Annotated in this window: 14 protein-coding genes; 7 read left to right on the forward strand and 7 right to left on the reverse strand. The window is 71.3% G+C overall.

The genetic code is table 11. The features are described from left to right. On the reverse strand, positions 1 to 1,524 hold a 1,524-nt coding region (locus tag QZV97_RS06025), incomplete at its 3' end, for an ABC transporter ATP-binding protein (RefSeq protein ID WP_295640044.1). A gap of 390 nt (positions 1,525 to 1,914) precedes the next feature. Here QZV97_RS06025 and QZV97_RS06030 point away from each other — a divergent pair. Then, entirely contained in the window at positions 1,915 to 2,922 is a 1,008-nt protein-coding gene (locus QZV97_RS06030; RefSeq protein ID WP_295640048.1) for a metal-dependent hydrolase, read from the forward strand. A gap of 14 nt (positions 2,923 to 2,936) precedes the next feature. On the opposite strand, the gene QZV97_RS06035 is transcribed toward QZV97_RS06030, so the two are convergent. Genes QZV97_RS06035 through QZV97_RS06045 form a run of 3 tightly spaced genes read right to left on the reverse strand, consistent with a single transcriptional unit; the run spans position 2,937 to position 5,291 of the window. Then, on the reverse strand, positions 2,937 to 3,467 hold the full coding sequence (locus QZV97_RS06035) for a thioredoxin family protein (protein ID WP_295640051.1): 531 nt from the start codon (positions 3,465 to 3,467) through the stop codon (positions 2,937 to 2,939). Continuing rightward, positions 3,464 to 4,309 carry a quinoprotein dehydrogenase-associated SoxYZ-like carrier gene (locus QZV97_RS06040; RefSeq protein ID WP_295640054.1) on the reverse strand — a complete coding sequence of 282 codons (846 nt, stop codon included), beginning with the start codon at positions 4,307 to 4,309 and terminating at the stop codon, positions 3,464 to 3,466. Before QZV97_RS06040 ends, QZV97_RS06035 begins: the two co-directional genes overlap by 4 nt. A gap of 19 nt (positions 4,310 to 4,328) precedes the next feature. Then, the gene (locus QZV97_RS06045; protein WP_295640057.1) at positions 4,329 to 5,291 is read right to left on the reverse strand and encodes an MBL fold metallo-hydrolase; all 963 of its coding nucleotides are present in this window, start codon (positions 5,289 to 5,291) and stop codon (positions 4,329 to 4,331) included. Positions 5,292 to 5,440: 149 nt separating this feature from the next. On the opposite strand from QZV97_RS06045, the gene QZV97_RS06050 reads away from it, so the two are divergent. The 6 genes from QZV97_RS06050 (at position 5,441) to QZV97_RS06075 (ending at position 10,939) form a co-directional block, all read left to right on the forward strand. Continuing rightward, positions 5,441 to 5,911, forward strand: coding sequence for a tyrosine-protein phosphatase (locus tag QZV97_RS06050; protein WP_295640060.1), 471 nt, complete (start codon positions 5,441 to 5,443; stop codon positions 5,909 to 5,911). A gap of 84 nt (positions 5,912 to 5,995) precedes the next feature. After that, entirely contained in the window at positions 5,996 to 8,008 is a 2,013-nt protein-coding gene (locus QZV97_RS06055) for a prolyl oligopeptidase family serine peptidase (RefSeq protein ID WP_295640063.1), read from the forward strand. Between the two features lie 139 nt (positions 8,009 to 8,147). After that, complete coding sequence (locus tag QZV97_RS06060; protein WP_295640066.1) at positions 8,148 to 8,966, forward strand: PhnD/SsuA/transferrin family substrate-binding protein; 819 nt, start codon at positions 8,148 to 8,150, stop codon at positions 8,964 to 8,966. Between the two features lie 67 nt (positions 8,967 to 9,033). Then, positions 9,034 to 9,681 (forward strand): protocatechuate 3,4-dioxygenase, encoded by a 648-nt coding sequence (locus QZV97_RS06065; RefSeq protein WP_295640068.1) that lies wholly within the window; start codon positions 9,034 to 9,036, stop codon positions 9,679 to 9,681. Continuing rightward, positions 9,678 to 10,322 (forward strand): RluA family pseudouridine synthase, encoded by a 645-nt coding sequence (locus QZV97_RS06070; RefSeq protein ID WP_295640071.1) that lies wholly within the window; start codon positions 9,678 to 9,680, stop codon positions 10,320 to 10,322. The genes QZV97_RS06065 and QZV97_RS06070 overlap by 4 nt, the downstream gene beginning before the upstream one ends. Before the next feature lie 14 nt (positions 10,323 to 10,336). Next, complete coding sequence (locus QZV97_RS06075) at positions 10,337 to 10,939, forward strand: flavin reductase family protein (RefSeq protein ID WP_295640074.1); 603 nt, start codon at positions 10,337 to 10,339, stop codon at positions 10,937 to 10,939. Here QZV97_RS06075 and thpR read toward each other — a convergent pair. From thpR to QZV97_RS06090, 3 genes are all read right to left on the reverse strand, one after another. Further along, entirely contained in the window at positions 10,924 to 11,457 is a 534-nt protein-coding gene (thpR, locus tag QZV97_RS06080) for an RNA 2',3'-cyclic phosphodiesterase (protein ID WP_295640077.1), read from the reverse strand. The two genes, QZV97_RS06075 and thpR, sit on opposite strands and share 16 nt — an antisense overlap. 233 nt (positions 11,458 to 11,690) lie before the next feature. Further along, complete coding sequence (locus QZV97_RS06085; protein WP_295640080.1) at positions 11,691 to 12,149, reverse strand: (2Fe-2S)-binding protein; 459 nt, start codon at positions 12,147 to 12,149, stop codon at positions 11,691 to 11,693. Positions 12,150 to 12,160: 11 nt separating this feature from the next. After that, a complete protein-coding gene (locus tag QZV97_RS06090; RefSeq protein ID WP_295640084.1) occupies positions 12,161 to 14,374 on the reverse strand; it encodes a molybdopterin cofactor-binding domain-containing protein in 2,214 nt (737 codons plus the stop codon). Positions 14,375 to 14,446: the final 72 nt, after the last annotated feature.

Raw genomic sequence — 14,446 nt, forward strand, 5'->3', positions numbered from 1 at the left:
CTGGCGCTGGCCGCCCGAGAGCTTGACGCCGCGCTCGCCGACATGGGCGTCGTAGGCGCTGCGGCCCTTCGGGTCGGTCAGGCCCTGGATGAAGTCGTGCGCCTCGGCGCGGCGTGCGGCCGCGATCATCTGCTCGTCGGTCGCGCCGGGGCGGCCGTAGACGATGTTCTCGCGCACCGAGCGATGCAGCAGCGAGGTGTCCTGCGTGACCATGCCCACCTGGGCGCGCAGGCTGTCCTGCGTGACATGCGCGACGTCCTGGCCGTCGATCAGCACGCGGCCGCGCTCCAGCTCGTAGAAGCGCAGCAGCAGGTTCACCACCGTCGACTTGCCGGCGCCCGAGCGGCCCACCAGGCCGATCTTCTCGCCCGGCCGGATGTGCAGCTTGAGCCGGTCGACCACCGGCCGGTCGCCGCCGTAGGCGAAGCTCACGTCGTCGAAGCGGACCTCGCCGCGAGTCACCTTCAGCGGCTGCGCGTCGGGACGATCGACCACGGTGTGCGGCCGCGCCAGCGTGTTCATGCCGTCCTGCACGGTGCCGATGTGCTCGAACAGCGCCGCCATCTCCCACATCACCCAGTGCGAGATGCCGTTCAGCCGCAAGGCCATCGCCGTGGCCGCGGCCAGCGCACCGGCGCCGACCTGGCCCTGCGTCCACAGCCACAGCGCGCCGCCGGCGGTCGAGAGGATCAGCCCCATGCTGAGCACGTGGTTGACGATCTCGAAGCCGGTCACCAGCCGCATCTGCGCATGCACGGTGGACAGGAACTCCTGCATCGCGCTGCGCGCATAGCCGGCCTCGCGCCCGGCGTGCGAGAACAGCTTGACGGTCGCGACGTTGGTGTAGGCATCGGTGATGCGCCCGGTCATCAGCGAGCGCGCGTCGGCCTGCGACTGCGCCACCTTGGCCAGACGCGGGACGAAGTAGCGCAGGGCCGCGACATACAGCGCCACCCAGGCCACGAAGGGCGCCATCAGCCACAGGTCGAAGCCGCCCAGCACCAGCAGCAGCGTCACGAAGTAGATGATCACGAAGACCAGCAGCTCGGCCAGGATCATCCAGGTGTCGCGCACGGCCAGGGCCGTCTGCATCACCTTGGTCGCGATGCGGCCGGCGAACTCGTCCTGGTAGAAGCCCATGCTCTGGCCGAGCATCAGCCGGTGGAAGTTCCAGCGCAGCAGCATCGGGAAGTTGCCCGCGAGGCCCTGCTGCTTGATCAGCGACTGCAACGCGATCAGCACGGTGCTGCCGACCAGCACCGCCGCCAGCAGCAGCAGGGTCGAGCCCTCGCGTGCCAGCAGCTCGGCCGGCGGCACGGCCGCCAGCCAGTCGACGATGCGGCCCAGCATGCTGAACAGCAAGGCCTCGAAGGCACCGATCCCCGCCGTCAGCAGCGTCATCGCGAGCAGCCAGGGGCGCATGCCGCGCGTGCAATCCCAGAGGAAGCGGAACAGGCCGCGCGGCGGCGTGGTCGGCTCGGCGTCGGGATAGGGATGCAGCAGCTTCTCGAAACGGCCGAACACGCGGTGTCTCCGGTTGGCAGGGGTCCGTTGCAGCCACGGTGGCGGCCGCCTGGGCCGGCGAGGTTAGCCGATGACGGCGCCCCCACGCCCGACGGGGACGTCGATCGGCCGAACAGCGGCGATTCGACGGCCTTGTTCCGTCGATCACGCTGCGTCGCAGCCGCCACAATCCACTTCATCAAGGCGAAAGACCGACCGCACGATTGGGCGGAGCCCGGAACCCGTCACCGGCGCCAGATCCCGTCTCTGCACCCGTTGCAGTGTCCGGAAGCACAGAGGGCCACCCTGGGGTGGCCCTTCGCTTTTGGGGCGCATCCTGCGGTGTCGTCGGCGCCGCGCGGCGACCGCCGCTAGCATCCGCGCCAGTTTCGACTCGCCCCGGCCGCCTGCATGGACTCCCTCTCCCAACTAGCGCTCGGCGCGGCCGTCGGCATCGCCGTGATGGGTCGGCGCACCGCGCTCTGGAAGGCGGCGCTCTGGGGCGGCGTGTGCGGCACGCTGCCCGACCTCGACGCCTTCATCGACCATGGCGACGCGATCGCCGACATGACCCTGCACCGCGCCAACAGCCATGCGCTGTTCTGGCTGACGCTGGCGGCCCCGGCGATCGCCGCGCTGATCCACCGCATCCACGGCCAGCCCGGCCTCTTCGGGCGCTGGTGGCTCGCGGTGTGGCTGGCCCTGATCACCCACCCGCTGCTGGACCTGATGACGGTCTACGGCACGCAGATCGCCCGGCCCTTCACCAGCGAGCCCTACGGCGTCGGCAGCATCTTCATCATCGATCCGCTGTACACGCTGCCGCTGCTGGCCGGGGTCGGCGTCGCGCTGGCGGCCGCACCGACGCGCGGCCTGCGCTGGAACGCGGCCGGCCTGGCGCTCAGCACCGCCTACCTCGCCTGGGGCGTGGCCGCGCAGCAGCAGGTCAGCGCGGTGGCGCGCGAGGCGCTCGCGGCCCAGGGCGTCGAGACCCGCGCCCTGCTGGTCACGCCCACGCCGTTCAACTCGGTCCTGTGGCGCGTGCTGGCGATCACGCCGCAGGGCTACGTCGAGGGCTACCGCTCGCTGCTGGACGACGGACGCGGCATGGCCTTCGATCGCTTCGACCGCGGCGAGGCCCTGATCGCCGCGCACGGCGAACGCGACGCCGTCAGGCGCATCGCCGCCTTCACGCACGGCTTCTACAGTCTCGTCGAGCGCGACGGCCGGCTGCTGCTGACCGACCTGCGCATGGGGCAGGAGCCCAGCTACTTCTTCCGCTTCGTGGTCGCCGAGCGGCGCGGCGACACCTGGACCGAGGTGCCGGCGTTCACCGTCGGCATCCGTCCGGACGTGGATCGCACGCTGCCCTGGCTGTGGCGCCGCCTGCTCGGCGAGCCGCTGCCGCCGCCGCGCTGAGCGGCGACGTCCGGCTACTGCACCAGTTGCAGGATCTCGATCTGGTCCGGCACCGTCAGGAAGGTCCCGGCCCCCGAGGGCATCTGCATCAGCGGCTTCAGGTCGGCGTCGAACAGCCAGACGTTCGGATAGATCAGCTGGCGCGCGCGCTCGTCGCCGATCGAGCGCTGGAACTCGGCGTACGGCAGGCTGCTGGCGCCGGCGCGGATGTAGACGTCCTTGGCCAGCACCGACAGCGAACTGCGCAGGTCCACCACGAGGTACTTCGCCCGGAAGTGCGGCAGCAGTTCCTTGGCGTTCTTGTCGAGGAAGGCTTCGTACTGCCGGCAGTAGCGGCAGTCGTTCGCACCCAGGTAGACGTAGAGGCGCTTGTTCTCGGCGCGGGCGCGGTTCAGGGCCGGGGTCAGGTCGAACTCGCTGCGCGCCGGGCCGCCGGCGGGCTGGACCACGATGGCGTCGTAGGCCGCCGGCAGGCCGGCCGCGCCGGCCAGCGTCGTCGCCAGCGCGAGCCAGAACGCCGCGAGCAGCCGGCCTGCCGCGCTCACAGCCCGGCGCCGCCCACGGCCAGGCGGCCGGAGAAGTGGCCTTCCTTCGAGTCCTCGACCTCGGCCTTCAGCTCGCCACCGGCGCGCGGCACGAACTTGAAGCGCCAGGTCGGGTTCTCGCTGACCGAGAAGTCCTGCTCGGACGTGAACAGCGTCTGATCGCCGTAGGTCACCTTCACGGTCCGCACGAAGAAGGGCGGGATGAACATCACCGTCTGGTTGTTCAGCTCGAAGCCGGTGTCGTTGGGATGCAGCACGGTGATGTCGGCCACGGTCGGCAGGCCGGGCTTCACGCCTTCGGGCAGCTTGAAGAGGGTCTTGCCGATCAGGTGCGGGTTGTCGCGGTTGGGCGGGGCCGAGCAACCGCCCGAAGTCTTGACGTAGCGCGAATCCATGTGCAGCGAGCCGTCGGACAGTTCGGCGACGACGCGCACGTGGCTGTACTCGTCGACGCGCAGCCGGGTCTCGAAATCGGCCTGGCCGAGCTCGGTGCCGAGATCCAGCACGGCGGCCACCGGCGACGGGTTCTTGTCGACCAGCACGAACATCTTCTTCACGTAGAGCTCGGGCTTCTGGGCCTGGCGCGACACGATCTTCACCGGCACCGAGGCGCCGTAGGCCGCGCGCAGCGGCACGGTCAGCTGCACCTGGCCCGAGCCGGCGTCGATCTTGCGCGTACCGAACAGCCGGGCACGCAGGGCCTCCCACTGCGGCGACGAGTCGGTGTGCTGCACGTTGGTGGGCAACCCGCCGGGCGCCGCCAGCGCCGGCAAGGCAGCGAGCAGTCCGCCCGCGATCACGCCGCTGAAAAGCGCGCGTCCGATGAAAGTCTTTCGATCCATGCTGCCTCGCTCGCCGTGCCTACTTGAAGAGCAGCTCTCGTTCCATGCGCACGAACAGGATCGAGGCGTTGCGACGGTGAATGATCTGGTACTGGTCCCAGTCCCGGAACTCGGGCAGCTCGGCGGCGTCGGGCACCTCGCTGAGCGCGACGTCGGCGCGGCTCAACTCTAGCAGCCGGGCCTCGAGGCGGTCGAGGTAGCGCTGCACGCGCGCCAGCACGTCGGGCGATGCCGCCGGGCCGTGACCGGGCACGACGGCCTTCAGCGGCAAGCGCTGCAGCGCCGAGAGGGCGTCGCGCCAGCCCGGCAGCTCGCCGTCCTGGATATCGGGAATGCGGCCGGCATCGGCCAGTCCGCCGGCGAACATCACGCCGCTCGACAGGTCGAGCACGGCCGTGTCGCCGGGGCCGCTGGAGTGGCCGTAGGACAGCAGCCGGATCGGCCGGCCGATCAGGTCCAGGGTCTCGGCCGTATCGAACTCGCGGTCGGGCACGAACATCGCCGTGCCGCGCATCGCGTCCTCGCCCAGCACGCGGTTCAGCGTCTTCAGGCAGCCTTCGCAGCGGGCGGTCATGAGCCGCGACACGCGCCGCTGCATCAGGATCGGGATGCCGCGCTCGCGGAAGGCGGTGGCGCCGAACAGGAACTCCTGTCTCGCGTGCGTGATGACCAGCAGCCGCACCGGCTTGTCGGTGACGCGCGCGATCTCGGCCAGCAGCGCCTGGCCGTGCCGGTAGGAAACGCCGGCATCGACGGCGACGACGCCGCGCTCGCCGACGATGAAGCCGGCGTTGCCGAGCCGGCCGAGGTTGATGGCGTCGAGCTCGCCGTCGGCGCCGCGGATCATGTAGACGCCGGGCCCGACCTCGGTCGCGCGCCCGGACGGCGCCGCACCCACGTTGGCGACGCCGGTGCAGGCCGTGACGAGCATCAGCAGCAGCGGCGCGACGAGCAGCCGGAAGGTGCGGGCGCAGGACCCCATGTCGATGTGTCTCGTGATCGGTGCCGGCGGCATGAGCCCGCACGCCTTGTCTCCTTGGCGCAATGTAGCGGCAGGGCCGCGCCGAGCGTGGCGTGGGGTCGTCGCCGGCGCGGCGGCGGGCGTCGCAGAATCCGCAGGTCCGCCCCGCCATGCGTCCCCTGTCCCTGCCTCCGTCCACGCCCGGCCAGGTCTGGCTGTCGGCCATGCCGGGTCGCCTGCAGCCCTGGTCGCACTTCGAGGCCGACGCCCGCCGGCGCGGCCTGACGCGCATCGTCTGCCTGACGCCGCTGGACGAGGTCGCCGAGCTCTCGCCCGACTACCACGCCGCCGTGGTGGCTGGCCGCCTGCCGTGGCACTGGCAGCCGCTGGCGATGCGCAATTTCGGCCTGGCCGACAGCCTGCGCGCCTACCAGGACGGCATCGCCGCGATGGTCGACGCGCTGGCGGCCGGCGAGGTGCTGCTGCTGCACTGCGCCGCCGGCATCGGCCGCACCGGCACCACCGCGGCCTGCCTGCTCAAGCGCCTGGGCCTGCCGGCCGAGGAGGCGCTGAAGCGCGTGCGGGAAGCCGGCTCGAACCCGGAGTCCGCGTTGCAGTCGGGCCTGATCGACCGGTTCTGAGCGCGCTTGCTCGGGATCTCGCACGGGCCGGTCGGCCAGAATCGTGCGATCCGGGCCACGAGCCCGCCACGACTCCCGATGACGATGCACCCACTCCGTCCGATCCATCCCGCGCTGGCCGCGTCCGCCCTCGGCCTGAGCCTGCTGCTGGCGGCCTGCGCCGGTCCGGCCACCTCGCCGGCCGCCGGCACGCTGCTGCCCAACGAGAACCTCCACGTCGAAGGCCTCCCGCCGATCCCGATGGCGCTGGTGGCCCGGGCCGACCGGTACACCGACTTCCGCGGCCACGGCTTCGTCGACTGGCATCCGACGCGACCCGAGATGCTGGTCTCGCACCGCCAGGCCGGCGGCAGCACCGCGCAGCTGTTCCGCGTCGCGGGGCCGCTGGCCGCGCCGGAGGCGCTGACCGACTTCGCCGATCCGGTCACCAGTGCCAGCTACGAGCCGCGCGACGGTCGCTACATCGTGTTCGCGCGCAGCAGCGGCGGCAACGAGGCGCACCAGCTGTACCGCCTGGATCCAGCGACCCGCAGCACGACGCTGCTGACCCACCCCGACGAGCGCCACGAGGCGCTGGCCTGGCTGCGCGGCCGCTCGGAGCTGATCTACAGCGCCGTCCCGCTGGACCGCACCGCGGCGGGGGGCACGCGCGCCGATCCGGGCACGACGCTGTGGATCGTCGATCCCCTGCGGCCCGAGTCGCGGCGCAAGCTGGCCGAGCTGCCCGGCACGGGCTGGCTCGGCGGCGACGTCTCGCGCGACGACCGCCAGCTCGCGATCACGCGCTACCGCTCGGTCAACGAGTCCGAGGTCTGGCTGATCGACCTGGCCAACGGCACGCCGACGCAGCTGCTGCCCGCGGCCGGCGAAACGCTGAAGGCCACGCACAAGCCGGTCGCCTTCCAGCCCGACGGCCGCGGACTCTTCGTCTTCAGCGACCGCGCCGGCGAGTTCGTCGAGCTGATGCGCTACGACCTCGACCAGCGCACGCTGCAACGCGTGACCGGGCACATCCCCTGGGATGTCGGCGCGGTCGGCCTCAGCGGCGACGGTCACCGGCTGGCGGTCCAGGTCAACGTCGACGGTCGCCAGGAACTCCGGCTGTTCGACGCCAGGACGCTGGCCGAGCAGCCGCTGCCGGCGCTGCCGCCTGGCAGCGCCGGCCAGCCGTCCTTCCACCCGCGCCTCGGGACGCTCGCGATCACCATCGACAGCAGCCGCGAGCCTGGACGCATCCGCGCGCTCGACGCCGACGGCCGCTGGCAGGCATGGACCCAGGCCTACATCCCGGCCGCTGTGGACACGCGCGCGTTTCCCGACCAGGGCATCGTGCGCTGGACCAGCTTCGACGGCCTGGCGATGTCGGCGATCCTGACCCCGCCGCCGGCCCGCTTCACCGGCCGGCGGCCGGTGGTCGTGCGCGTCCACGGGGGACCCGAGTCGCAGGCGACGATGGGCTTCCTGGGGCGCTGGAGCTACCTCGTCAACGAGCTGGGCATCGCGATGATCGAACCCAACGTGCGCGGCTCGGCCGGTTACGGCAAGACCTTCCTGACGCTGGACAACGGCATGAAGCGCGAGGACTCCGTCAAGGACCTCGGCAGCCTGTTCGACTGGATCGCCACCCAGCCCGGTCTCGATCCGTCGCGCGTGCTGGTGGTGGGCGGCAGCTACGGCGGCTACATGAGCCTGGCGGCCAGCGTGCACTACGCCGACCGCATCGCCGGCGCGATCGACGTCGTCGGCATCTCCAGCTTCACCACCTTCCTCGCCAACACCGAAAGCTACCGCCGCGACCTGCGTCGCGTCGAGTACGGCGACGAGCGCGAGCCCGCGATGCGCGAATTCCTCGACCGCATCTCGCCGCTCAACAACGCACAGCGCATCACGCGGCCGCTGTTCGTCGTGCAGGGCCGCAACGATCCGCGCGTGCCGTGGACCGAGGCCGAGCAGATCGTGAAGAAGGTCCGCGAGAACGGCACGCCCGTCTGGTACCTGCGCGCCGAGAACGAGGGGCACGGCTTCCGTCGCAAGGAGAACGCCGACTTCCAGTTCTACGCGATGCTGCGCTTCATGGAACAGACGCTGCTGAAGTAGGCCTGTTCCTTCCTGGAACAGCGGCGAGCAGCCCGTCACGCCGCGGCCGACGACAGCGTCGCAGCGGGGCGACAGCGATGGCCCAGGGACCTGCCCGCGCAGGACAATGTCGCAGGGACGAGCCCGAGGAGACCCCTGCATGAAGCGACTGGCCTGGCGTTCGATCGTTGCGTTGAGCTTCGCCCTGCTCACACCGCTGGCGAAGGCCGACCTGGTGTTCGCCGTCAACGAGGGTGTCACCTACCGCGTCCCGGCCGAGCAGATCGCGGCGCGCTATGCCGCCATCGCGGCCGACCTGACCAAGCTGCTGAAGCAGCCGGTCACGATCCTGCCGGTCGGCGACTACCCGACGCTGCGCGCCAAGCTGGCCGAGCGGGCCTACGACCTGGCGATGGTGCACCCGGCGCACCTGTCGATCCTGGCCATCAAGAACTCCGGCTACAAGCTGATGGCGGTCACCAAGGGCTACCAGCAGTACAGCGCCAACTTCCTGGTCAATGCGGACTCGCCGCTGAAGTCGGTCGCCGACCTGAAGGGGCTGCGGCTCGGCGCCCCGGACGAGGACTCCATCACCTCGTGGATGGTGCGTGCGACGCTGCGCGACGCGATGGGCGACCCCAAGCAGGTCGCACTGACCTACACCCGCTACCAGGATGCCGTCCCCTTCTTCGTCGAGAACAACCTCACGCACGCCGGTGCCACGGCTTCCGGCGCCGTCATCAAGGCCTGGCAGGCCAAGGGCGGCAAGATCCTGTTCAAGTCCAAGCAGGTGCCCATCAAGCACCTGATCGCCAGCCCGAAGCTGTCGCCCGAGCAGATCAGCGCCGTCCGCGACTACCTGCTCGCGCTCGACACCACCGACGAAGGCAAGAAGAAGCTGGAGCCCAGCAAGTTCACCGGCTTCGCCGCCTACGACGAAGCGGAGATGCTGAAGATCGGCGCCTGGCTCGGCCTTTGAGCGTCGACGCGCCGGGGCCCTGCCCTTCGGCGCACACTCGCGCCTCCGCATCCCCCCGGAGGCGCCCATGCCCCCACCTCCCGCCCCGACCCGCCGTCGGCTGCTGCGCCAGGCCGCGAGCGGCATCGCGCTGATCGCCTGCCCGGCACTGCAGCTCGGCGTGCGCGCCGCGCCGGCCGCCGCAGCGCGCCCGACGCCGGCGCAGACCGAAGGGCCGTTCTACCCCGTGCAGTTGCCCGACGACCACGACGCCGACCTGCTGCATAACGGCGCGCGCCGCTACGGTGCGGGCCAGCCGGTGTGGCTGGACGGCCGCGTCGTCGATCTCGCCGGGCGGCCGGTACGCGGCGCGCAGGTCGAGATCTGGCAGTGCGACCAGCAGGGCCACTATCACCATCCGGGCGACGGCGGGCGTGCCGATCCCGACTTCCAGGGCTTCGGTCGCGTCGAGGTCGACGCGCAGGGGCACTATCGCTTCCGCACGCTGCGGCCCGCCGCCTACGACGGGCGCACGCCGCACATCCACGTCAAGGTGAGGCTCGCGCGCCGCGAACTGCTGACGACCCAGCTCTATGTCGACGGCGACCCGGGCAATGCGCGCGACTTCCTGTGGCGCCAGTTGCGCGATCCGGTGGACCGTGCGGCCCTGACCCGGCCTTTCGTGGCCGGGGCCGACGGGCTGCGCGCCGAGTTCCCGATCGTCGTCGCCGCTTGAGCGACACGATCGCCCCGATCGAGCCGCGCTACGCCGACGCGCACCTGCTGGTCGTCGACAAGCCGGCCGGGCTGCTGGCCGTGCCGGGCCGCGGCGCCGACAAGCAGGACTGCCTGGCGCGGCGCGTGCAGGCGCAGTGGCCGGATGCGCGGGTCGTGCACCGGCTCGACCAGGCGACCTCGGGCCTGATGCTGTTCGCGCGCGGCGCCGACCTGCAGCGCCAGCTCGGCCGCCTGTTCGAGCTGCGCCAGGTCGACAAGCGCTACGTCGCGGTCGTGGCCGGCTGCGTCGTGGACGAGAGCGGGCGCATCGAACGGCCGATCGCCGTCGACTGGCCGAACCGGCCGCTGCGACGCGTCGATGCCGAAGGCGGCCAGGCGGCGCTGACCCGCTGGCGCATGCTGGCGCGCGACCTGGCCGGCGACACCAGCCGCCTCGAACTCGATCCCGAGACCGGGCGCACCCATCAGCTTCGCGTGCACCTGCAGGCCATCGGCCACCCGATCCTCGGCGACGCGCTGTATGCGCCGCCGGCGGTGCGGGCACGGTCGCCGCGCCTGCTGCTGCATGCCAGCGAGCTGGCCTTCGCCCATCCGCAGACCGGACAAGCCTTGCACCTCGTGTCGCCGCCAGACTTCTAGGGCATGCTCGCGCGATGCGCACCGCCGTCGACCTGCCCAGGGCCTATCGCCTGCTCAACCACGGACCGACGGTGCTGGTCAGCGCGGCGCACGGCGGCCGCCGCAACATCATGGCCGCGGCCTGGAACATGGCGCTCGACTTCGCGCCGCCGAAGGTCGCTGTCGTGATCGACAAGAGCACCTGGACGCGCGAGCTGGTCGAGGCCTCGGGCCAGTTCGCGCTCAACGTGCCCTGCCGCGCCCAGGCCGCGGCCACGCTGGCGCTGGGCCAGCGGTCGGGCCGCGACCTGCCGGCGGAGCAGGACAAGTTCGCGGCGCACGGCCTGAGCCACTTCGCGGCCAGCCGCATCGACGCGCCGCTGCTCGACGGCTGCGTGGCCTGGCTCGAGTGCCGCGTCCTCGATGAAGTGCACAACCAGCAGAAGTACGACCTGTTCATCGGCGAGGTCGTGGCGGCCTGGGCCGACTCGCGCGTGTTCGCCGACGGCCACTGGCGCATCGGGCCCGAGACCGACCCGGCCCTGCACACCCTGCACTACGTGGCCGGCGGCCACTTCTTCGCGATCGGCGACGCCTTCGAGGCGCAGCCGCTGCCGGCGCCTCAGGGGTATTCGTAGAGCACGCGGTAGCGAGCCGGCGGCCGCAGGTCCGACTCGATCAGCGTGTAGCCCGTCACCGGCCAGGCGATCGGCAGCACGTGCGGCGGCGGCAGGGCCGCGCGCACGTCGCGGGCCAGGGTCACGTGAGGCGCGAAGCTGCTGCGCCGCGGCAACCAGGGCGCCGCATGCCAGCGCAAGGCCCGGCCCAGGCGGTCGTGGAGCATCTGCAGCGCGCCGGGCACCGCCAGCGGCCGCAGCACCGCCTGCCCGCCCGACCACACCTCGGCCCGGCCGAGACGCAGCTCGAAGGCCTCGAAACGGACCGGCAGGCGCTCGACGACCTCGGGAATCCGCTGCGCCGGCAGTTCGCCCAGGAAGCACAGCGTCAGGTGCAGTCGCTCGCGGTGCGTGAGCCGTGCCTGGGGCGGCCACACCCAGGCACGCGCGTGATCGACGATCTCGTCGCGCACGGCTTCTCCCGGCCACAGACCGACGAACAGCCGGACGCGCTGCGGATGTGCCGATGCATGTCCCATCGCTCGCACTCCTTCGGCCCTGCCATGCTGGATCGATGCCGCCTCCCGGGGAAGCATCGATGCCGAACCGCTGGCTCGCCTGCCGCGTTGTACTGCCGACGCCGACGACCTGCAAGCCGTTGCCGCGGCCGCCGGGACCGCCCGGCCGCTGCGCCGGCTCGGCATCAAGGAAAAAGCGCCGGCCCCCTTGCAGGAGCCGGCGCTCGCCAGCACACCGACGATCCGGCGAGGCCTCAGGGCATCATCGTCGCGGCACGCTTGATCGCGTTGCGGATGCGGCCGTAGGTGCCGCAGCGGCACATGTTCTCGATCGCGTCGATGTCGGCATCGCTCGGGTTCTTGGTGCGCTTCAGCAGGTCGACCGCGGCCATGATCTGGCCGGGCTGGCAGAAGCCGCATTGCGGCACGTCGAGATCCAGCCAGGCCTGCTGCACCGGGTGCAGCGTGTCGCCGTTGGCCAGGCCTTCGATCGTCGTGATCTGCTTGCCCTGCACGTCCGACACCTTGATCGAGCAGGTGGTCTGCGCCTTGCCGTTGACCAGGCAGGTGCAGGCCTTGCAGGCGTCGACGCCGCAGCCGTACTTCGGGCCGGTGATGCCGAGCTTGTCGCGCAGCACCCAGAGCAAGGCCATGCCGGCCGGCGCATCGACCGAGACCGGCTGGTTGTTCACGTTGAGGTTGTAGATGGGCATGGAGGCTCTCCTTAGGCGACGGCGGGGGGCGGCAGCTGACCGGCGGGCGTGGGCGTGAACACCGGCTGCGCGTTGAGGGGGAAGTTGCGCGGCTTGATGCCGGTTGCACGCGCGTAGGCGTTGGCGATGGCACCGGCCGGCGCGGACATCGCGACCTCGCCCATGCCCGCGGCCGGCGAGTTGCTGGTGTTCGGCATGACGATGATCTGCACGTCCTTCGGGAAGTCGCGCATCCTCGTGAACACGTACTGGTTGTAGCTGGCCTCCTGCGGCAGGCCGTCCTTGATGTTCAGGCCGGTCTTCAGCACCAGGGCGATCGCCTCGGCGATGCCGCCGTGGCACTGCTGCTCGACGCCCGACGGATTGATGACGCGACCGACGTCGATCGCCATCGTCACCTTCGTGACCTTGCAGTTGTTGCGGTCGCGGCAGTCCAGCTCGACGATGCAGGCCGAGAAGGAGCGCGACTCCTGATGCACCGCGACGCCCTGGGCAAAGCCCGCCGGCATCGACTTGCCCCACTGCGCCGCCGTCGCCACGCGCTGCAGGCAGGCCTTGACGCGATCGAGCCGCAGGAACTCCATGCGGAAGGCGACCGGATCCTTGCCCAGGCGCGCGGCGATCTCGTCGGCGACGATCTCCTCGACCGTGCGCGCCGGCTGGATGTGCACCGACCGGTAGGACACGGTGTTCATCTCCAGCGCCACCGGGAACAGCAGCTTGGCGCTGACGCCGAAGTTGTACGGCGACGCGACCATGGTCTTGAAGAAGAACTGCTCGTAGCCGAGGTTGCCGACGGTCTGCGTCACCAGCGGCGGCAGCGAGCCGCCCAGCGCCGTGCCGATCTCGCCGTAGCCGTGGCGCGCGTCGAGCCGCACGGCCGCGATGCTCTGCTGGTAGCTCAGCACGTTGCCCGGCGTCAGCAGCGTCGCCGGCAACAGCGCCGCGCGCACCTTGTGCACCTGCGGCGGACGATGCCGCGTGTGGCGGATGTCGTCGCTGCGGTGGTACATCAGCTTGCAGACGAAGCCGGTCTTCTTGGAGATCTGCGCCGCCACCTGCACCGGGTCCCAGAACAGGCGACGGCCGAAGGCGCCGCCACTCGGGATGACGTGGCAGCTGACCTGCGTCGGCAGCAGGCCGAGGTCCAGCGCGACCGCCTGCGCGGTCACGATCGGGCTCTGCAGGCCGGCCCAGATCTCGGCGCGGTCGGGCCGGGTGGCGTCGACGATTGCGCACTCGACCTCCAGCGGGCAGGCCGTCGCGGTCTTCCAGGTGAACTCGGCGTCGATCGCGATCGTGCCCAGCGGCGCCGGCAGCTGCGGCGGGATCGCGGCGCGCAGCTTGTCGCGGATCGTCGCGTCGTTCTCGCCGGCCATCGTGCCGGGGCCCCAGGTGATGTCGAGCGCGCGGCAGGCGTCATAGGCCTGGCCGAAGGTCTCGGCCATCACGGCGACGCCGGGCGGGATGCCGACCACGGTACCGCCGCCGGGGATGGTCTCGACCGCCAGCACGCCGGGCATCGCCAGCACCGCCGCGCGGTTGTTGACGCTGACCACCGAGCCGCGGATCGTCGACGGCATGCGGCACATCGTCGGCTTGGCGCCCGGGACGTCCAGGTCCATCGTGAACTTCTTCTTGCCGGTCACGATGTCGCGCGCGTCGAGCTTGCCGATGCGCTTGCCGACCACCGGATCGGCCGGCGTTCCCGCCAGCGGCGGCAGGCCCGCCTTCAGCCGCGCTGCGGCGACCAGCGCCGGCAGCACCGGCTCGAAGGCACGCACCGAGCACGAGCCGCCGGTGATCTGGTTGTAGAGCAGTTCCGGCTGTGCGTCGGCCGAGGTGACGCGCACCTTCGACAGCGGCACGTTCGCCAGGTCGGCGATCATCATCGCCAGCGCGGTCGCGATGCCGGTGCCTTGCTCGAGGCGCGGCAGCGCCATCGTGTAGACGCCGTTGCTGTCGATGTCGAGCTTCACGAGCGCCATCGTCAGCGCGCCCGTCTGCACGAGCGAGTCGCCGACGTCGTAGTAGTCGACGGTGTCGGGCGGCGTCAGCGGCAGCGGCAGCGCCTGGGCGGTCGACGGCGCGACCGTCAGGCCGGCCGTCGCGGTGACCACCGGCGTCGAGGCCGCGTAGGTCAGCAGGCTGCGGCGACTCAGCGCCGCCGGTGCCGACGCCTCGGCGGTCGCCAGGTCGTCGGGCGTCGCGTTCGTGTCTTTCATCGTTGTCTCCTGTCTGTGGTGAGCCGTGTGCCGGTCCGGACGCATCGTCGCCAGGGCCCGTCATCGGGGTTG

The sequence above is a fragment of the uncultured Methylibium sp. genome (assembly GCF_902826655.1).
In the GTDB taxonomy this organism is placed as follows: Bacteria; Pseudomonadota; Gammaproteobacteria; order Burkholderiales; family Burkholderiaceae_C; genus Methylibium.